Raw genomic sequence first — 19,799 nt, 5'->3', positions numbered from 1 at the left:
ATTGGAGATGTGGTCCGCCGTATGCGCAAGGAATATCTCGGTCAAATTGTCGTTTATGCGTACGAGCAGGCATTAGCCGAAAAACCAATTGCCGAAGTGCTGAAGCAATTAAAGCTCACAGCCTGATTTTTAAAGCGATCAAAACCTATAGCCTTATTTTTTAAAATCGGGACCTGTAACAAGGGATAAGTTTGGCCTTTTTTAGGGCTTCATATAAAAATTGCAAGAGTCAAGTTGATTATAGGAATCCAGGAACCGGAAGACAAATGGTTTTGAAGTACCTTGAATAACATTTAACTTACACACTATATTTGATAAGCTCAGAATAATATTCACTATTTCAAAAATTCACTTTCAATATTTTCTTCATTAGCAGACAGTAATACTGCAAGTTTAATACGTGCTTTTTTACTATCATAATCAAATCCTGATATAACCCCTTGGTTATACAAATCAATTGCACTTCCTTTATCATTATAAGAAAAACCTACTTTCCCTTCCTCTGAACTAGTTGTAATTACTATTTTAATCCCTTTTTTTACCGCTCTGGAAACTTCATCCATCATCAGGGGAGATACCTGACCTCCCCCAGACCCTTCCAAAATAATTCCCTTAATATTATTTTGAATAGCTGCGTTTATAAATTTCCCATCTGCATCAATGTAGCTCTTAATTATATCTACAGGTGGTAATTCATCATTAATATCATAAAATTCCCTTATTAGTGGTCGTTGAAACAGATTCACAACACCATTATCTATAACACCTAAATAGCCAAACCCAAATGCATTAAATCCCTGCAAGTTAGATGCATCAACTTTCTTCACATATCGTGAACTCCAAATTCTTTCATTAAAGACGACTATGGTTCCAATATTGTCAAGTTTATTTTCGCTAGCCACACTGATTGAGTGGCGTAAATTTATAAGGGCGTCTGATCCAATACTCTCTGTAGACCTTTGCGAACCTGTTACGACGACTGGTCTTCTATCACCAACTGTTAAGTCTAAGAAATAAGAAGTTTCTTCCAAGGAATCTGTTCCATGAGTTATAACAATGCCATCAACAGACTTATCCTGGAATAGCTTTCCGACTTTATTTTTCAATATTATAAGCATATTAAAAGACAAATGCATACTTGGTAGTTGAAAAAGGTTATGCACCTCTAACGTGATATCAGAAGGAAGTTCACATAATTTAGCAAGTTCATCTCCTTTCATTTCGGTACATGTAAGCAATCCATCTCTATCCTTCTTACTTGCTATTGTCCCTCCAGTTGTAATTAAAGCTATCTTTTTCATTTTTATGACACTCCAATTTATTTTCACATATAAACATAAGTAATTATTCACTCATAATAGTTCCAGCAGTATCTTATCTCAACTTCAATGGATCAAGTGGCTTGATTTCTCCGACTATAAATATAAAAATTAAGGAACCAACGATAGCAACAATTCCAGATACAATAAGACCTGCGGCAAAACTTCCTGTTCCTCCAACTAACATTCCTATAATTGCTGGACTTGCAATGCCTGCGATATTAGAAAAAGAATTTTGAATTCCAGCAATAGATGCTGACCAGTTTTTGTCTTTTGGAGAGATATCAGCTGGTAACGCCCAGATGCTACCATCAGCAAATGTAACGCTTGCAAAAGATATAGATAATAATATCAATGCAAAGATAGGGCTATCTATAAAAGCTGCTAATCCAATAACTGTTGAAAAAAGAGTTCCTCCTATAATACATCCTTTTCTTGCTTTAGTAATACTTACACCACGACGCACTAATAAATCTGAAATATATCCTCCAGCTAATTGGCCAATTAGTGCAGCAAGTCCAGGTATAACACCATAAATACCAACTTCAAGTAAACTAAAGCCAAGAGAATCTACAAGATAGGTTGGAAACCAAGTAATAAAAAAATACATTATAAAACTAATACAGGAATAACCAATAGTTATGCCCCAAATGTTTTTATATCTAAATAAGTCACGCCATCGAATGGACCCTTTCTTTGTATCTAATACATTTGTTACTTCATCAAATGTATCTGCCCCTCCTTTCTCGATATAATCTAATTCTTCTTGTGAGATATTAGGATGTTCACGTGGATTTCTATAAAACCAAAACCATACAATTGCCCATATAAGTCCCAAAACACCAGTGATAATAAAAGAAGCCTTCCATCCTAAATATCCAATTATTGCTGTTACGATTGGTAATGCTAGAGCGGTACCAACACGCGCACCACTATTATAAATCCCCGATGCAAAGGCACGCTCTTGCTTTGGAAACCATCTTGACACTGTTTTGGTGGCACTTGGAAATGCTCCTGCTTCTCCTACGCCTAATAATAGACGTAAGCTCATTAATGAAAGAAAACCTCTTGATAAAGCTGTAAATGCGGTGAAAATGGACCACCAAGCTGCTGATGCTGCAAACATTAAACGTGCCCCCAATTTATCAACCAACCAACCGAATGGTAATTGAGACGGAGCATAGGTCCAAAAAAAAGCCCCCAATATTAATCCAGCAGCTCCAGGGCTTATATTTAATTCTTCTTGCATATAGGGAAGTGCAACTGATAAATTTGCTCGGTCAACATAATTAATGAAAATGCCTAGAAAAGCTAAGGAAACAATTAGCCATCGAATATTTTTAATTTTTCTTTTTCCCTTAGCTTTATATTTCTTAAAATTATCCTGCGATGGTTGCATAATAAATTCCTCCTGTCAGGTTTTATTTGTTATCGACTCTCTCCTGTACAACCTTTTATTCTTACTACTTATATATTTCTCCATGCTTTTGGTTAACAATCGCTGCTACTTCTCTTTCAACAACATCGTAGTATACTTGGCTATAAGATTGTTCATGTCTAAAAGAGTTTGCATTTTAGTAATTTTCTTGCATAACTCTTAAATAATTTCCCGCAATTCCTGGATTAGTCATTTCGAATGAATTCAAAACTTGGTCCACTGCAAAATCCGATAAAATATGATCTCGAAGAATTATTTCTCGGATTGATTTTCCAGTCTCAAGCGCTTCTTTAGCTACTTTTGTTGCTATTTCATAACCAACATGGGGATTTAAGGCTGTGATTATACCAATGCTTCTTTCCACGTAGGAATTACATACTTCGATATTTGGTTCAATTCCTTGAATACAATACTCCTCAAACTTTTTTAAGACATTATTCGTAATTTGTAATGATTGATGTAAACTAAAGATGAGTACAGGTTCCATCACATTCAGTTCAAATTGTCCTGCCTCAGAAGCCATACCGATTGTTTGATCATTACCAGATACCTGAAATGCCACTTGATTAACAGCTTCACAAATAACTGGATTGATTTTACCTGGCATAATCGATGAGCCTGGTTGACGTGCCGGTAAATTAATTTCAGAAAATCCAGCCCTTGGACCTGATGCCATTAGACGTAAATCATTTGCTATTTTGGACATATTCATCATACATATTTTTAGAACAGCAGATATCTCTGTATATACATCTGTATTTTGTGTTGCATCAACAAGATCTTCTGATTTTACAAACTCTAGTCCCGTTTCATCACGGAGAATATTGATTGCTCTTTCTGTATAATTTGGATCGGCATTTAAACCTGTTCCAACAGCTGTTGCGCCTAAATTCACTTCCAATAAACCATTATACAAACAACGAACACGTTTAATATCTCGTAACAATACTCGAGAATATGCAGTGAATTCTTGGCCGAGACGAATTGGTACAGCATCCTGTAAATGTGTTCTCCCCATTTTAATTACATGATTAAATACCTTTCCTTTTTCACTCAATGCAGACTGTAACGAGACCATTGTTTTTTCTAATTGAGAAATAAGTCGAATAGTAGAAATATGTATTGAAGTTGGAAATGTGTCATTAGTAGATTGAGACATATTAACATGAGTGTTTGGATGGATAACGTCATAGTCCCCTTTTTCCTTCCCTATAACTTCTAACGCACGATTAGCAATAACCTCATTCGCATTCATGTTAAATGATGTTCCCGCGCCACCTTGAATAGGATCGACGATAAATTGATCGTGGAACTTTCCTTGAATAATTTCGTCTGCGGCTCCACAGATAGCTTTTCCTATCTTATCCTCTAAATGGCTTGATTCCATATTTGATATTGCTGCTACTTTTTTAACAATAGCAATCGCTACAATCAATTCAGGATGTACCGTGTTTTCTGTTATATTGAAATTCTCTTTTGCTCTAACAGCCTGTATACCGTAATACGCTGATATAGGTACCTCCATTTTTCCGATCAAATCCTTTTCTATACGAAACTGGTTCATCATTAATATATTTTCCTCCTCTAAGGATGTTTATGAACGCTGCATATGTCTCAAATCTTAAAATAAACCCTGGGCGCACCTAATGATGGTGCGCCCCTGAATTTAATTCAGTAAATGTACAAATTCCTAGTTAAATTTTGCATTTACTTTTTATTTCTTAAAATATGGCTCATAAAATTCAGCATTGTCATTGCCGCTACTCGTGGCGTAGCATTAGTAGGATCGTATTGTGGAGCTACCTCGACCAGATCAAAGCAAACAACATTGCCTTTTTCAGCAATTCCTACCAAAATATCATTAAGAAAATCAAACGAAAATCCTCCTGGGGAGGGGGAACCGGTTCCAGTTGCTAATGAAATATCAAAACAGTCTATATCAATGGTGACATAATACTTATCAGCGTTAGGGATTTTGTCTACAACCTTTTTTACTCCAAGATCATATGCTTCTTTTGCAGAAATTAATTGACTTCCATAATCATATGCAGCATCAAAATCTTCTTTTCTACTACTTCCTAAACCGCGCAGACCGATTTGTGTTATATCTTTAATATGATCCATTTCCGACATTCTTCGCATAGGGCTTCCATTACCGAAAGTTTGTCCGCCTGGAGCGTCAGACCAATCTAAATGGGCATCTAATTGTATAACTGAAACTGATTCTTCAGAAGCTAATGCTCGGGCCACTGGAATAGAAATAGAATGATCGCCCCCCATGATTGCAGGAATGATCCCCTTTTTTCGAATTTCCTTAACTGCCCACTCAATATTATTAAAAGATGTTGCAATATCGCCAGTTACTATATCAGCATCACCATAATCTGCTATTTTCCATGGTGCTCCTAATAAAGTTTCTTTATATTCAGGATCATAAAAACCAGCATCTCCACGACTATAGTGTGTTGAAACTTCTCTTATACGACGGGGCCCTAATCGTGTTCCGCTTAAATAACCTACACCTGTATCGTAAGGAATACCTAGTACCGCTATATCCGCATCTAATTTATCCACATTGGTACAAATAGGATATTTAGCAAATGAACAAATCCCTGTTATTGGAAGATCAACTTTGTTATCCATGTAAATCATTCTCCTTTAAGTTTTATTATTATATATTGTCGCTATTATTAGCGATAATATCGAAACCGCTAAATTACATAAATCTAATAATCTAATCTAACAAAATTTCAGGCAAATAAGTTAGCCACGAAAAGAAATACTGGTACTCCTACTACATCAGTTAATACTGTACCGGCAACAGGAATAATTAGAAAAGCCTTTTTTGAGAAAACACCATATTTTTTACATACAGCGTCCATTACAACAAGACCATTCGGAGTAGCTCCTAGTCCATGGCCGATAAATCCTGATGCAAGTATTGCAGCATCATAATTTCTCCCCATTAACTTAAACATAATAAACATAGCTATGAGAACAGTTACTATTGTTTGAATTATGAGTATGATAGTTAACGGGATAGCTAAATCATAAAGCTCCCAAATTTTTAATTTCATCATTGCCATAACCAGAAACATATTCAGCGAAATTGTGGAAATCATGTCCATGGATTTATCGGACATCTTTACAATTTGTTTTTTATCATTAACAGAGCGAAAGAATATTCCTAAAAATAAGCTGAAAATATGCCCCGGTACTGAGAAACCCGTTATATTCGTAATCCACTCAGCTGTTGGCATTCCTATAGCAAGAATGATAAAAATAATCGCTCCTGAAACAAATAAATGTTGACTGGTTAGTTTATCTTTTTTATCATCCTTTATTTCTTGTGATAATTCTTCCATGTAATTTGATTCCATAGTATCTGTTTCTATTTTAAGATTATTTTTCTTTATCAACCAGTTTCCCACAGGACCACCAATCAACGCTCCTGCTATCAAACCGTATGTCGCAGCAGCCATCCCTACAGTCAAAGCATTGTTTTCTCCTAATGATTCTACAACTGGAGACAATGAGCCTGCCATACCGTGACCACCTTGCAAAGATGCGTAACCAGCCATAATTCCAGTAAGCGGAGAAGTTTCTGTTAATAAAGCCACTCCTACTCCGACACTATTTTGAACAATTACTAGTAACCAGCAAACAAGAACATACAGCAGAAGCAACTTTCCTCCCTTTTTCAGAAGGTTTAATCCTGTAGTCAATCCTATAGTTACAAAAAAGATGTACATAAATAAATCATATAAAGTGTCATCGAATTCGAAAACCATTAAGTTAGTTTCTCGTAGAATTAACATAATTATTGCAAAGCCGAAGCCACCGATAACTGGAGCTGGAATTGAAAACTTCCAAAAGAATTGATATTTATCCCTGGCCCAATTCCCTAGCATAAGCAATAAAGCACCTAAACCTGCAAAGGTAATAATGTCTAAATTTAATGTAATAATGTTTATACCTCCCTCCTTGGAAAACGGATACAATTCAATATATTTGTAATATTAAACCACCTGTTTTATTATTTCAAATATATATTTATTATATATTTATAACTTTAGGCTATAAAAGTAGGGGTGTATTAAAAAATGAACATTCGCGATTTAAGACATTTTGAATCCGTTGCAAGAAATAAAAAGTTTATTGTAGCTGCAGAAGAATTGCATATTTCCCAACCATCATTAAGTAATACCATTAAACGTTTAGAAAAGGAAATGGGGTATAAATTATTTGAAAGAAGCACAAAAGAATTGTCTCTTACTGAGTTTGGACAAATCTTTAATAATTACGTACAGCATTTGTTAAGCCAATTTGATAACACCATAGAGGAATTAGAAGAAATAAAAACTTCAGGTGGAGGCAAATTGAAGATAGGTATGATTGAATCCTTTAGGTATTTCATGCCTCAAATTATTAAACGTTTCAAGCAAATTCATCCAGAAATGGGAATTCAAATTATGGAGATGAGTCCTGTAGCAATAGATGAATCCCTTGAAAATTATGATATTCACTTGGGAATTACATCTAGCATAAAATCCAATGAAAATCTTAAATATTCTTCTATTTTACAAGAACAGCTTTCATTGGCCATTCCAATGGATCATAAATTATCAAATTTAAATAACATCAATATTATTGATCTTAAAGAGGAAACCCTTATTCATAGTCTTTCAGGATTCGGAATAAGAAAAACAATAGTAGATGCTTGCAATGCTGCAGGATTTAAGCCACATATTCTATATGAAACTGAAAGCTTAGAAATGGCGAGTGATTTAGTTGAAAATGGAATAGGCGTGTCGGTGATGCCTGATAGTTATTTAAAATCTAGTCCAAATAAAAAAATTAATATAATTAATTTTGAAGATAATATCTATACAAGAGCTGTTTACATTGCATATCATTCTCAACGCTATTTGCCATCTTCTTTTCATGACTTTTTGCTAATAATAGAGGAGTTATTAATTAAAAATGCTGATACATGCAATATTGAGTGATTGGTAGTTGGTGCCTGGGTAGTTGGTGCCTGTCACTCCCCGGAATTTGTCATATTATATCGAAAAGTTGCTGTTGGTTTACGGTCTTTTCCGCCGGCTCATTTTTTGTTGCAGTCTGTGAACCAGGCGTTTACCTTCCATTCCGATAAAAAATTGGGGGGAAGATAGCAGGCACACGAGGTAAATAAGAACAAATACCATAATATCTATCAATAATTGTGCAATAAAATGATCGACCCATGGAAGCAGAAGATAATTTGTGGAAATGGATCCTATCCACACGAGTGCTGCCATGGTAATGCCGCCTGCGTGTACCCGGAGCAATTGCCATGTTTTTGTATGTGTTAACCTGACGGCCAGGATAAGTGAAAAGATATAATTCAGGAAGACGGCAAGGGATACGCCGGTTGCAGCTCCTGTCAGTCCGAGAAATTGTCCGATAAACGTAAAGGACAGGACCATAAAAGCATAAATCCAGCTGATCATCGCTCTGTAATAGACCGCTCCTTTTGCTTTGGCGATGGTATGGCTTATATTATCACTGCTTCGGAAAAATAAACTTAAAGCTAATACTTGAAAAGGCCCCACGAGTCCCAGCCATTGCTCTCCAAATAGCAAGAGAACGATCTTGTCTGCATGAATCGCAATAAACAGGCTGAATGGGAACATGAGTGTCAGCGCGAGCCGTGTTCCTTCTGTATACAGGTAGGCCATTTTGTCCCGGTTGTCCTGCAGTTGGGAGGCAACCGGAAACAATACCTGGGATAGCACATTCCCCAGCAAATTGGCCGGTGTAATCATCAGTTGGTATGCCCGGCTATAGAGTCCCAGGCTGTCCGCTCCCAAAAACCTGCCGATCATCAGGTTGTCGCCTTCATCACTCAATTCGGTGCTGATTTTAGTCAGGGAGTATCCGCCGCTGAAGTAAAATAGTTCGTTTAAGGCCTGGAAATGGAACTCAAACCGATATTTATACGGTTGCAGGTGTAATGCCAATAGTGTTCGTATGAGTGTTTGTATTAAATGGGCAAATACGAGAGCCCAGACGTTGAATCCTGATAAAGCGAGGATGGTGCCGGTCATCCCATAAAATACATATGAAATGACCTGGATTCTGACGAGCAAATGAAACTTAAGCTCCCGTTGAATGAGCGACTCTGATACCTTTGCGACACCTTCAAAGATCAACATAGCCGACATGACCTGCAGCACAGGTTGCAGGCGGTCGATTTGGAAGCTATCGGCTATAGTGGAAGAAAAAACAAACAACATGATGCTCAGACAGACGGATAGTACAATAGAAAACGTGAAACTGGTGTCTACGTGTTCTTTACTGATCGTCTTTTTTTGTACGAGTGCAGGTCCCAGTCCGATGGTTGCCAATATTTTCGAAAAAGAGATGACCACAAATGCGGCACCGATGATACCGAATGTTTCGGCGTCCAGCAGGCGTGCGAGGCTGATTAATACAAAAAACTGCATGACGGACTGTATTCCGGAACCCGAAAGCATCCATAAGAAGCCATGCATCGTTTTTGTTTTCAAGCCTTCATTGTCTGCCTTTCTCATGGCCGTTTTCGCTCCTTTTTATGGCACGGGGGGTCCATGCATGAATGCGCAAGTCGTAATTGCGTTGATTTTCGTCGTGATGTCAGGGTATCCTGTGCTTACGGTGTCTCTGTTATGTTAGAATGATGAATTGTCATAAAGCGGTTGTTTTAACAAATCGCTGTGGTCGGTTGGTAGTGATAAATTACATTAAACAGATCCATCGTGTTCTGTTCAACAGGGAGCGACATATCCAGGTTGCATTCGTGTCCATTCATGATGTCGGTCACATGACGGCGAACGGACTCAAACGTTTCACCGTGAGTATTCAGGTTGTTATCCAATACAGGGCGTGCCATGCGGTCGAAGCGATTTTTTTGTTCGTTTCGGATCTGGATTCTGTCCGCGGCCTGACTGCCATTTGATAGACAATTAACGACCAATAGGTTAAAGTTCTGCCGATTTAATTGGGTCAAGACCCGCCGGATTTGGCGATCTTCCTGAAACGTATTCAGATAGACCGCCGCAGAAAGTGCTTGTATGATTCCCTGGTCAATGATCAGAATTTGGTTTTGGTGTTGGGCGCTTTTCTTATAAATATATGTGAATGTCCAGACAGCGCTAAGGCAGCGGAGACGGTAAAAACTGAACGGTTTAAGCGACATCATATATTGAAAAAGCGACAGATTAAGTTGCATGTTCGGCAGTAGTAAACGGAGCTTGGGAAGCCGTTTTCCGTGATAAAAATCAATCAGGGAAGAGGCGGTTGCAACTGAGAAGCCGGCTTCCTGCAATTTGCTGGTGAGCGCTTTGGCGTTTGTTGTTTTACCGCATCCTGACAAACCATTAAATTCAACAATCAGCGGACCCATTTTCAATCACACCTTTCTACTTTGTTTTGCCGGGCGTTCCTGATTTTCCGGTGACACAGCATCTGTCCATTTTCCGATGACGGTCTCTTTACTGAAGTCCTGAATTCGTTTCAAAGCAAGATGACTGTATGCATCTGCTAGAGCATGATTGTCCAGCATGGTTATGATGGCGTCTGACAGATGTTTTTCCTCCGGTTGTAAGGGCACATCTGCTTCGTGCATGATGCCGTCACAAACAGGTAATAGAATCCCATACTCAGCATACGTGAGATGCTCAACCGGCTTCTGTTCCAATGGGATCGAAGTGGTTAATATTTCCCTTGGCCCCGAGGGGCAGTCGGCTGCGATGACAGGGGTCCGGCAAGCCATGGCTTCGCAAAGGACGTTGGGGAAACCTTCGTAAAGGGATGGCAGAACAAAAACATTGGCTCGCTGAACGTACCTGAATGGGTTGTCCCGGAAGCCGAGCAGATGAACATCGTCCTGGATAGCCAAATCCCGGGCGAGCTGAGTGAGATATGGTTCCAGCTTCCCCGCACCGAGTATCACTAATGTCACATCCGGTATCATCATCTTCACGTTCTTGAACGCCCGCAGCAGATGCCACTGACCTTTTTGTTCGCTTAAACGACCGGACGTTACGACTACAGGGCCGTCGAATAAATGGTGATGCGTCTTAGCTATTGGGGCTGCTGCTTGCTTCCGAATCGTTTTAATCTCATAATGATTGGTAATGACGTTTATGTTTGTCGGGTCGATGTTAAAGTGTTCTTGCAAATCGTTACTGATATGCCGGGATACCGGAACAATCAGATCAGCCCGTTGAAACAGATGCTTGATGATCGTCCGATACAGTTTGCCATAAAATCCCTCCAAACGTTCGGTGAGGGCATTCCGGATTGAAATGATAATTCTCTCTTTTCGTCTGGTCAGAATGTTAATTAGGTTGGCGCTCAACTGGAAGCTGATGGCGACATCAATTTGCTTGTCTTTTTTTATTTTTCGAATAATACGTATGCGTCGCCACAGGGTCAGCAATTTACCGGCAGGGTGCTTGCTTTCGATCGTTTGCAGATCGATGATGTGGCCGCGGAAGTCAAAGTCGATACGTTTGGCATGATAGGCGACTATATAGTGATGGTTGTCTTCATCCGGCAAGTGGGTGGATAGATTAGCAGCAGCACGGGCCACGCCTGTTTCAAACGTTTCCTGTACCAAAAAGAGTATGTTTTTCCCCATGTGCTTCCTCCTCATTCAATGCGTGCAAGATATTCTGTCTCTTTTCGCACAGTTCGTGATGTGAGTGACCAGTTCTTGTCGGGTATCATAAAATGGGGGCCGTACAGTAATTCCAAGTGTTGGTAATAGTTGCCGGGAACGCATGCTTGGTAGTCACAAAACGGATATGGTGCGATATCGAAATGTTGCACCTTATTTTCATAGACTTTCAAACCCCCGAACCGTCTGATGCATTCATTTGGGCTCATGTTTCCTGTTGTCTCATGGTCATATAGGATAAGATGTTCGCCTTTCCGGTAGGCGTAGAAGATGTCCACCCGGGCCGTTTTGTACGTATAAGTTTCCTCAATCACTTCTCCTGTGAGCAAACGCGCCCTCTTTTTTAATTTAAAACCGTCATGGCGCAGAATATGTTCAAGTCCGGGATGCCAGTCTTCAGCATGCATCGCAACATCAATATCTGTGTCATGGGAGAGCATGCCTTGTTCCCGGATTGCCCCGAGCAATGTTCCGAATTCCAGCCAGTATGTGTAGTTGTTATCCTGCATTGCTTGTATAAACTTGCGGATGGCTACGTTGGCACTGAATTGAAAAAAGAACCCCACCAGATTTAAGTATGGTTTTTGCAAATAATGTTTCGCGATTCGATAGACACCCAGTTTATAAAAGAGATCTTTTAAAAAATATTCCATCATTTGTACCTCACATCATCAGTGATAGGATGGCATGTATATGCCAGTGTTGCGCGTGCCCCATTTTATAAGTCTATAATAGCCTTACGATTGATGATTTCCGGTTGATTGCGCCACTTCCAACGCAAAAGGAGCAACATTACTTTTCCTTTCATTGTTTGGGCCGTATAGCTGTTGTAGTTCAGTTCTTCCCGTCCGCCAAATCCCCTCTTGAATTTGTTAATATTCTGCTGTTCTCTGTCCTCTTCGTCGATTGACAATCCAAGGAAATCATAGACACGGTAACCTGTTTCTTTGAAATAAAGTATATCCTGCCAATGCAAATATCGATTTGCACGACTGATTTCAATTGGTTTGATGTCATCGTAGTGGACTGAACAAGAGTAGAGCATAATAGCTCTTTTACCGTCTGCGATATAGAGATGGCTTACCAGTTTGTGTCCACTTTGGTGGAAGGCATAACTGATTACAAGTTGTCTGTTTTTGCGCAGAGACTCCACTTTATTCACACGACTTGTCGTCCGCCGATAATATTTGTAGCATAGGTTTCTTTTTTTAGTTCATCGTGAACACCCCAGAAGAGCTCAAAATCAAGTGAAATTACAAAGCGGCCCTTTTGTTCACAACAAACCGTATCCGGCCGGGTTGGACTCAATACACATTCACACCTTTACACGCTGGTTCGGTCTGTCTGTAAGCTCATACGTTTGTATTCATAAGTTTCATAAACCCCTTTGACAAGGGATGAGTTTGGATGCCAACCCAGTTGATGCCGTGCCAGGTTATTGTCGATATAGCTGCGGGGGATGTCACCTGCTTTTTTGGGTTTATAATCTATCATGTGCGGGATGTTCGCCGCATTCAGGACGATATCTGCTAGTTCATTGACGGATGTTTCCTCATTTGTGCCAAGGTTTATAACGGCTGAATCCTTGGACATCAGTGACATGGTGCACGCGCGGGCGATATCCTTTACATAGATGAAATCCCTGGTTTGCGTACCGTCCCCATTAATTGTAAGCGGTGATTTGGCCAATGCCTGATCCAGAAAAATCGAAACAACGCCGGCCTCTCCCAAGGTGTTCTGACGCGGGCCGTATACATTGGCGTAGCGGAATATAGTGTAATCCAGCTGATTCAACGAACAGAACAGTCTGACATAGCGTTCTGATGAGGCTTTTGATAAGCCATAAAAGGATGTGGGACTCAAGGCTGAGGATTCCGTCAGCGGCAATGTTTCTGTTTCACCGTAAACAGCTGCACTCGAAGCGAAAATGAACCGTTTGACATGGTGGGCGGCGGCACACTGCAGTGCTTCGATTGTCCCCACGATATTCATGTGTGCATCCTCTTTGGGCGATGCCATTGATCTGGCTACCGAAATTTGTGCAGCCTGATGAAAGACATAATCCGGTTTTTCAATCGTAAAAATTTTATCCAGATCACTACTTAGCATATCGGCTTCATAAAATGTTGCCGCTTCGGGAATCCACTTCCGGTTTCCTGTTGACAAGTTGTCGACTACAATGGTGTCAATGCCTTGTCGGATGAGTTCATCCGTGATGTGCGATCCGATGAACCCTGCGCCGCCTATCACACATGCCTTCATGTTAATAACCTCCTGTTAACAATTTCCTTGTAATAGTTTTCGGTCTGCTCAAATGTGCGTGAAAATGTAAACGACTTCTCATATGTTTGGCGTGCCATGTTGCCAAAGCTATCCCGCAAATAGTTGTTCGTTATAAGCTGATGTAATGCCGCAGTGAGGTCGCCTTCGCTTCCTTTTGCGACAAGAAGCCCGTGGCGTCTGTGTGTAATCAATTCATCAACGCCGCCTACGTCTGATGCGATGACAGGAAGCCCCTCCCGCATAGCTTCGATAATACTCAGTGGAAGCCCTTCGGATTGACTGATCAAAAGGAAAATATCCGCTTCATTCATGTGCTTGACGATGTTTCTGTCTTCACCTGTGAATGTTACCTGATCCCGGATATCGAGATCTTCTGCCAGCTTTTTACTTGCTTCTAACAGCGGACCATCTCCTACCAGAGTCAGATGCCAGGGATGCTGTTTAATCCGGCTTAACGATATTAGGAGGAGACGGTGGTTTTTGGGTTCGGCAAAACGTGCTACCATCAGCAGTTTAACAGGGTCATAGCTATTTTTAGCCCGTATGATACGCCGCTCATTATCGGGAATGCCATTATGAATCAACTGCATTTGCCGACGGGGCGCGATTTTTTTCTCGATTGCCTGCATAAAATCGTGATGTGATACGGTTATGATCCCATCTGTCGTTTTACCCATTTGCCGCTCCAGGTACGTGAAGAATGCTTTTTTTCGCGGGGAAAGTTCTCCGGAAAAAGACCAGCTGTGCGCTGTGAAAATAACGGGTATCGACAAGCTCCCCGCCGCCAACCTCCCGATAATGCCCGCTTTGGATGAGTGGATGCAAACGATAGCGGGATGAATTTTTTTGATTATCCTGCGTGCTTCGAAAAACGCGCGCAAATCCCACGTAGGTTTTATCGGGACTGTCAGCCATCTCAGTGGTATATAAGGAATGCCATCAGCCGTCAGTTCTTCGGTCAGCTCACACGATCCGGAACCGATAACGGTTACTTCATGCCCACTGGATTTTAAGGCTTTTGATAACGCATATACGTGCATTTGAGCGCCGCCAAGCTCATGCATGTGTGTAATGAACTGTATGATTTTCATAACGAATCACCCCTTTTAAAGTTCATGTGAATCATCGGATCATCTTTCCACTTTCATCCAGGGGAGGGCTAAAAGCAACCAGAAATGGCGCCAGTGCAGTGTGTCAATAAATAGACTGTTGAAGGCTATCCCGATCAGGCAGGAGGTGACGATGACGAAATACCCTTTATTCGAACTGCTGACTTTTCCCATGTAGATACTGCGGCTGAGTGTTATCAGAAAGAATCCGGCAAACAACACTATCCCGAACAGACCGTTTTCGGAAAGAATGCGAACGAATAAGCTATGGGTGGACTGGCTCAGGAACTGTTCCGATTGTCCCGGGCCAAAGCCAAGAGGGTAGGTCATCATATAATCGAGTGACTCACCCTGCTGTTCAAAACGGGTTTCGTCATAGCCCTGCAGACTGGTGCGGGCGAAAAACAGGTCGCCGACATCTGTTGCCATCACCATGTAAATCAGCACGGGTATGAGCACAACCGTCAATATAAACAGTGTTTTAAAACGCCTGATGGGGCGCTCATTGTTAAGCAGAAAGTAGATGCCAAGCGCCAATATAAAATGTCCCCATGCCGCGCGGGAAAAGCTTAGTAAAATACCGATTGAAAAAAGCAAAAATATGCCAAGCCAGCTGTACAGAAGCTTTTTGGACTGACGGGTTTTCCCTATATTCCGGAGCGCGTACAGTGCGCCGGGTATAAGGAAAGGGCCAAATACATTCGGGTCCATAAAAAGTCCTTTCACGCGTTCATTGTTCCAAAGAAGCATATCGAGCATAGGTAAATGAGAAAAATAAGCCACAACACCCGGAATAGTGACCAATAAACCCGCAACAACATACGATCGGAATAAAAGCGGAAGTATGCGGCTTCCGAAATAAGCAAGCACTCCGATCAGACCCGACCAGGTAACGATACAGTAGACCGTAATGATCAGAAAATAGCTTGCAGAAGAGACTTCTTTTATGAAATAAAGGGAAACAATATTCGTTTCCAGGAATAAAAGCATCATCATGACTGGCCAAAAATGAATAGTTGTATAGGCTGTATAGCCACCAAGTATTGCTATGACAACGCTTCCCGTAAGCAGCACATCATAAGGTGCAGGCTCAATAAACACGATTGAGCTAAATGCAATGGTGCAGGTAAGTTGTTTCATAGGGTGCCTGTCACTTCCCGAATTTTGTCGTTTTTTGGTGTATGATATATGCCGCCTGTCGCGCTCGTTGCGCCCCGGGCGATAGGTGCTTTTCTCAATAGTAGATGATGTTCTTTTGTTTCTTTTTTTTGTTATTTAATATCGCTCCAAGAATGGTGGCATTCGCCATCTTTAGCTGACTGACGGCTTTTTTGGCATGGGCGGCTTTTGTTTTGCCGGCATTATTGACAAACACACAGCCATCCGTTTTAGTAGCAAGTACGGCTGCATCGGGAAAAATCATCGGCGAACTGTCAATGATGATCATGTCGTACAGATCCTCCAGTTCCCCAAGCATTCTATCCATCCTGGGAGATGATAGAATTTCGGTGGGGTTTGGCGGAAGCGGTCCTTTGGGCATTATGTTTAATGGGGACATCTCTGGATCCGGGATGATATCGTCAAGTGTTCCGCTGCCGCTTAGATACGTTGTCAATCCTTTCGTTTGGTCCCATGTCGCCTCCTCTTGCTTCCGCTCTTTCCGTGACGATTTGCGCAGGTCGGCATCAATCAACAGTGTTTTTTTATGATCCATAGCCATTGCGATGGCTAGGTTAGTTGCTGTGACAGATTTACCTTCATTTTCATTCGTGCTTGTCACCAGAATAGAGGTGATTTTTTTTATTGACTTTTGAAACTGAATATTGGTCCGCAGATGGCGGAAAGACTCCGGCAACTCTTTATCCATATGGCAGTCACTTAATTGTTTTTCAAAATCGGTTGGCTGTGTGTCGCTTTTCGGTATATTTTTTGATGAATGGATTATTCCGAATGAACCGATGAGCGGCATCTCCAAATATTTTTCCACGTCGTATTCCGTGTAGATTTTTGTATTGAAGTAGGCGGAAAAGGCAATGTAAATCAACATAAGGAAAAAGCCGGCCATGAATGAAATACCTGTATTCAGAGTTGTTTTCGGTGATACCGGGTCATTGATTCGTGCGGGATTGGCTTTTGTCATGATTCGAATATTCTTCATGTCCATCAATCCCGAAATTTCCTTTTTTGCTACGTCGGCATATGTGTTGACGATGTCACTGGCTGTTTGAGGACTGTGTGCTTGAGCGGAAATAGTGATAATTTGACTGTCCGAATTCGTTCCAACGGTTATCGCCTTTTTTAAGTCTGCAAAGCTGTATGTCTCGTCGAGTTTGTCAGAAACACGCTCTCTGGTACTAACGCTTTCGATAATATGCTGGTATGTCTCGATAAGGCGTAAGTTCATCTGAACATCCGTTGTCGCGGGCATTTCGCCGCTTGCATTGTTTGTTTGGTTAACGAGCAGTTCGGATGTCGCCTCATATTCAGGGTCTATGGCATAGGCACTGATAAGGTAACCACCAAGCGCGAACAGAAGCGGGACGGCTATCAGCAGCTTGATGTGTTTTAATAGAATATAGATCATTTCTTTTGTATGCAGTGTATTTTCCATAGAGATCAGCCTTCCTCATTGTTCTTGTTTGCTCGGATGTCAATAGCTTCCTTCCGATTTGATGACCTGTCTGACTGTGTACAATAGAATTTTGCAGTCTAGGCTGAATGATAAGTTATGCACATAATATCTGTCATACTTTATTTTTTTTCCATGATTAATGTTTGATCTCCCGCTCACCTGAGCAAAGCCTGTTATTCCGGGCTTAACCATCAGACGTTCCTGTTGTTGTTGATTATAGTAGCGTGTAATGTCCGGTACTTCCGGACGGGGACCAATCAGACTCATGTCGCCTTTGATGACATTGACTAGCTGCGGCAGCTCATCAAGGCTGTATTTACGGAGAAGTTTCCCAATCCGGCTTGTACCGGACGGAAGTTTTGACTTAAATATGAACTGGTCCGGGACCCCACTGTCCCAGGACGGATATTCATGATCACCGGTGTCTGAGTTATTCTTTCCGGATACAGGAATGGTCCTGAATTTCCATATTGTAAATGGCCGCTTATTCTTTCCTGTTCGGGTCTGTCGAAAAATAACGGGGCCTCCATCATCTATTAAAATACTGATTCCGATCACCAAAAATAACGGGAACAATAGAATGATAAGCAAGATGCCACATAACATATCAATAACTTGTTTGACCGCTGCATAGCTAATAGTGTTTTGCAATGACTTGGAGGGTGTTTCAAGCGTCTTTTTTAATTTCAATTTGGTGAACTCCTTTGGGAGGTGCCTGTCACTTCCCGTATTTTGTCGTTTTTTGAATTATATAAAATCTTATAGTTTATGATACTTATGACCTATTTATATGGCAATCCTTACTTTTTCCTTTGCAAATGAAAAAGAAAAAATTCATTGGCGCAAATACGCATAATAACTGTTATAACAGTGAAAAACCCTTGTTTTAACTATTTGATTTTTCAATTTTTAGGAAGATATAATATTATAAAAATCTGATTTTTTAGTACTATATAACTAGATAAGGAGGCGTTGGAGTTTCGTTGAGGCTTCGTCTAAATAGGTCTATAGGATCATTGTATGTGTCTAAATCATTAAAAATGAATAACATTTAAAGAGGTTGTTCAAAAAGTCCGGTAAAAATGACACTTCGAATTTCTTCGTTGGCTTGTTTCTCCGCTCCTTGGAAAAGAAAAACACTTTTCCTGCGTGCGAAGCGGATTCAGGGTAGCATTACTTGTGCTCATGTATCTAAAGGCATACATTCCGCTGCTCGAAACTGCGCCGTCTCGAACTTCTTGGTCCTTTTTATCCTCCTTTTTGAACACGCACTTAAAATCAAACTACTATTTATGCGGAAAGTATTCTATATTAAATGGGTGATTTTATGTCGGAAAGAACAGTCATTACAAAGAGACAATACAATATACTGGAAATTCTTGAAGTAACCATTGGGGACATATCATTGCATGAAATAGGAGAACACCTTTGTTATTCCTATAGAACCATACAACAGGAAATTACTTTACTGAAAGAACGGCTTCCGCCCGGTTGGTTCATTGAGTCTAAAAGAGGCGTTGGTATATCGCTGGACAAACCCCTTAACCAAATCGTGGCGAGTGCATTCAATCACAATGGGGATCAGTCATTGTTTAATTTGATAGAAATACTTCTTACAGACCGGTCGTATTCATTAAATACATTATGTGAAAAGATATTTTTCAGCAAAAGTGCTGTATTGAAGAGTTTAAATGAAGTAGAGGACTATATAAAGTCTTTCAATCTGACCCTGGAACGTAATCCTTTTCTAATTGCCGGCAATGAAGGATTCAAGCGATTACTGCTGTATGAGATCTATTATACTAAAAATGGCATTTACAATCGTTACGCTTTTTCACCTCCTTGTGACCAGCTGCTGCCGGCCGAGGCTATGTTGAGAAGGCATTATCATATCCGTCTCACGAATTATGGCTTCCAGTCATTTTGCAGGTGTTTCTATATCTGCAAGACCCGGATGGAACAGGGCTATCCGGCAAATGAACTTCCTTTTAATACAACGGAAAAAGTACAGGCGGAACCTTTATTTATAGAATTTAAGAGTTTTTTTGACTATCTTGAAACCTTGACTGATTCTAAATTCCCTCTCCAGGAAAGAATTTATCTTTACGTATGTCTTATTCATCATGAATCCACACTAACGATTGCTGAGAATGAACATCATCATTTTCTCGCACAGGATGATTATTGTAAATCAGTACTTTATTCCAGCCACCATTTTTCTGACTAATCCAGCCAAAAATCTGAAATAATATGCCAGTCTATTCACATTATCTCAGATTCATAAATAATTGATCACATTGTTTCGAAAAAA

General features: G+C 40.4%; 17 protein-coding genes. 2 read left to right on the top strand and 15 right to left on the bottom strand.

Annotation, left to right across the window (positions count from 1 at the left end):
* Positions 1 to 335: 335 nt before the first annotated feature.
* From IEW67_RS15285 to IEW67_RS15265, 5 genes are all read right to left on the bottom strand, one after another.
* Positions 336 to 1,301 carry an asparaginase gene (locus tag IEW67_RS15285; protein WP_188633954.1) on the bottom strand — a complete coding sequence of 322 codons (966 nt, stop codon included), beginning with the start codon at positions 1,299 to 1,301 and terminating at the stop codon, positions 336 to 338.
* Between the two features lie 73 nt (positions 1,302 to 1,374).
* The gene (locus tag IEW67_RS15280) at positions 1,375 to 2,718 is read right to left on the bottom strand and encodes an MFS transporter (RefSeq protein ID WP_188633953.1); all 1,344 of its coding nucleotides are present in this window, start codon (positions 2,716 to 2,718) and stop codon (positions 1,375 to 1,377) included.
* Positions 2,719 to 2,893: 175 nt separating this feature from the next.
* Positions 2,894 to 4,324, bottom strand: coding sequence for an aspartate ammonia-lyase (gene aspA / locus IEW67_RS15275; RefSeq protein ID WP_188633952.1), 1,431 nt, complete (start codon positions 4,322 to 4,324; stop codon positions 2,894 to 2,896).
* A gap of 140 nt (positions 4,325 to 4,464) precedes the next feature.
* Positions 4,465 to 5,400 (bottom strand): agmatinase, encoded by a 936-nt coding sequence (locus tag IEW67_RS15270; RefSeq protein WP_188633951.1) that lies wholly within the window; start codon positions 5,398 to 5,400, stop codon positions 4,465 to 4,467.
* Between the two features lie 107 nt (positions 5,401 to 5,507).
* Complete coding sequence (locus tag IEW67_RS15265) at positions 5,508 to 6,758, bottom strand: sodium/glutamate symporter (RefSeq protein WP_268238684.1); 1,251 nt, start codon at positions 6,756 to 6,758, stop codon at positions 5,508 to 5,510.
* A 102-nt stretch (positions 6,759 to 6,860) separates the two neighbouring features.
* On the opposite strand from IEW67_RS15265, the gene IEW67_RS15260 reads away from it, so the two are divergent.
* A complete protein-coding gene (locus IEW67_RS15260; protein ID WP_188633949.1) occupies positions 6,861 to 7,766 on the top strand; it encodes a LysR family transcriptional regulator in 906 nt (301 codons plus the stop codon).
* 78 nt (positions 7,767 to 7,844) lie between these two features.
* On the opposite strand, the gene IEW67_RS15255 is transcribed toward IEW67_RS15260, so the two are convergent.
* From IEW67_RS15255 to IEW67_RS15210, 10 genes are all read right to left on the bottom strand, one after another.
* A complete protein-coding gene (locus IEW67_RS15255) occupies positions 7,845 to 9,335 on the bottom strand; it encodes a lipopolysaccharide biosynthesis protein (RefSeq protein ID WP_188633948.1) in 1,491 nt (496 codons plus the stop codon).
* Positions 9,336 to 9,484: 149 nt separating this feature from the next.
* Positions 9,485 to 10,186 carry an AAA family ATPase gene (locus IEW67_RS15250; RefSeq protein WP_188633947.1) on the bottom strand — a complete coding sequence of 234 codons (702 nt, stop codon included), beginning with the start codon at positions 10,184 to 10,186 and terminating at the stop codon, positions 9,485 to 9,487.
* A 6-nt stretch (positions 10,187 to 10,192) separates the two neighbouring features.
* Complete coding sequence (locus IEW67_RS15245; protein WP_188633946.1) at positions 10,193 to 11,425, bottom strand: glycosyltransferase; 1,233 nt, start codon at positions 11,423 to 11,425, stop codon at positions 10,193 to 10,195.
* A gap of 11 nt (positions 11,426 to 11,436) precedes the next feature.
* Positions 11,437 to 12,120 carry a LicD family protein gene (locus IEW67_RS15240; protein WP_188633945.1) on the bottom strand — a complete coding sequence of 228 codons (684 nt, stop codon included), beginning with the start codon at positions 12,118 to 12,120 and terminating at the stop codon, positions 11,437 to 11,439.
* A gap of 62 nt (positions 12,121 to 12,182) precedes the next feature.
* Positions 12,183 to 12,626, bottom strand: coding sequence for a GNAT family N-acetyltransferase (locus IEW67_RS15235; protein ID WP_188633944.1), 444 nt, complete (start codon positions 12,624 to 12,626; stop codon positions 12,183 to 12,185).
* Positions 12,627 to 12,787: 161 nt separating this feature from the next.
* On the bottom strand, positions 12,788 to 13,726 hold the full coding sequence (locus IEW67_RS15230; protein WP_188633943.1) for an NAD-dependent epimerase/dehydratase family protein: 939 nt from the start codon (positions 13,724 to 13,726) through the stop codon (positions 12,788 to 12,790).
* On the bottom strand, positions 13,723 to 14,838 hold the full coding sequence (locus IEW67_RS15225) for a glycosyltransferase family 4 protein (RefSeq protein WP_188633942.1): 1,116 nt from the start codon (positions 14,836 to 14,838) through the stop codon (positions 13,723 to 13,725). The genes IEW67_RS15230 and IEW67_RS15225 overlap by 4 nt, the downstream gene beginning before the upstream one ends.
* Positions 14,839 to 14,877: 39 nt before the next feature.
* Positions 14,878 to 15,996, bottom strand: coding sequence for an O-antigen ligase family protein (locus IEW67_RS15220; protein WP_188633941.1), 1,119 nt, complete (start codon positions 15,994 to 15,996; stop codon positions 14,878 to 14,880).
* 94 nt (positions 15,997 to 16,090) lie between these two features.
* Positions 16,091 to 17,467, bottom strand: a complete 1,377-nt coding sequence (locus IEW67_RS15215; protein ID WP_188633940.1) for a tyrosine-protein kinase domain-containing protein — start codon at positions 17,465 to 17,467, stop codon at positions 16,091 to 16,093.
* Positions 17,468 to 17,506: 39 nt separating this feature from the next.
* Positions 17,507 to 18,178 (bottom strand): sugar transferase, encoded by a 672-nt coding sequence (locus tag IEW67_RS15210; RefSeq protein ID WP_229671888.1) that lies wholly within the window; start codon positions 18,176 to 18,178, stop codon positions 17,507 to 17,509.
* A 637-nt stretch (positions 18,179 to 18,815) separates the two neighbouring features.
* Here IEW67_RS15210 and IEW67_RS15205 point away from each other — a divergent pair.
* The gene (locus IEW67_RS15205) at positions 18,816 to 19,715 is read left to right on the top strand and encodes a helix-turn-helix domain-containing protein (protein WP_188633939.1); all 900 of its coding nucleotides are present in this window, start codon (positions 18,816 to 18,818) and stop codon (positions 19,713 to 19,715) included.
* Positions 19,716 to 19,799 lie beyond the last annotated feature (84 nt).

Source organism: Lentibacillus kapialis, assembly GCF_014646635.1.
In the GTDB taxonomy this organism is placed as follows: domain Bacteria; phylum Bacillota; class Bacilli; order Bacillales; family Amphibacillaceae; genus Lentibacillus; species Lentibacillus kapialis.
This window is presented reverse-complemented; position numbering and strand designations above follow the sequence as displayed.

Bases quoted from the DNA above. Each gene is read 5' to 3' on its own strand.
- IEW67_RS15220 (WP_188633941.1), bottom strand. From the start codon at position 15,996: ATGAAACAACTTACCTGCACCATTGCATTTAGCTCAATCGTGTTTATT.
- IEW67_RS15245 (WP_188633946.1), bottom strand. From the start codon at position 11,425: ATGGGGAAAAACATACTCTTTTTGGTACAGGAAACGTTTGAAACAGGC.
- IEW67_RS15270 (WP_188633951.1), bottom strand. From the start codon at position 5,400: ATGGATAACAAAGTTGATCTTCCAATAACAGGGATTTGTTCATTTGCT.
- IEW67_RS15205 (WP_188633939.1), top strand. From the start codon at position 18,816: ATGTCGGAAAGAACAGTCATTACAAAGAGACAATACAATATACTGGAA.
- IEW67_RS15285 (WP_188633954.1), bottom strand. From the start codon at position 1,301: ATGAAAAAGATAGCTTTAATTACAACTGGAGGGACAATAGCAAGTAAG.
- IEW67_RS15240 (WP_188633945.1), bottom strand. From the start codon at position 12,120: ATGATGGAATATTTTTTAAAAGATCTCTTTTATAAACTGGGTGTCTAT.
- aspA (WP_188633952.1), bottom strand. From the start codon at position 4,324: ATGATGAACCAGTTTCGTATAGAAAAGGATTTGATCGGAAAAATGGAG.
- IEW67_RS15215 (WP_188633940.1), bottom strand. From the start codon at position 17,467: ATGGAAAATACACTGCATACAAAAGAAATGATCTATATTCTATTAAAA.
- IEW67_RS15230 (WP_188633943.1), bottom strand. From the start codon at position 13,726: ATGAAGGCATGTGTGATAGGCGGCGCAGGGTTCATCGGATCGCACATC.
- IEW67_RS15280 (WP_188633953.1), bottom strand. From the start codon at position 2,718: ATGCAACCATCGCAGGATAATTTTAAGAAATATAAAGCTAAGGGAAAA.
- IEW67_RS15260 (WP_188633949.1), top strand. From the start codon at position 6,861: ATGAACATTCGCGATTTAAGACATTTTGAATCCGTTGCAAGAAATAAA.
- IEW67_RS15255 (WP_188633948.1), bottom strand. From the start codon at position 9,335: ATGAGAAAGGCAGACAATGAAGGCTTGAAAACAAAAACGATGCATGGC.
- IEW67_RS15225 (WP_188633942.1), bottom strand. From the start codon at position 14,838: ATGAAAATCATACAGTTCATTACACACATGCATGAGCTTGGCGGCGCT.
- IEW67_RS15250 (WP_188633947.1), bottom strand. From the start codon at position 10,186: ATGGGTCCGCTGATTGTTGAATTTAATGGTTTGTCAGGATGCGGTAAA.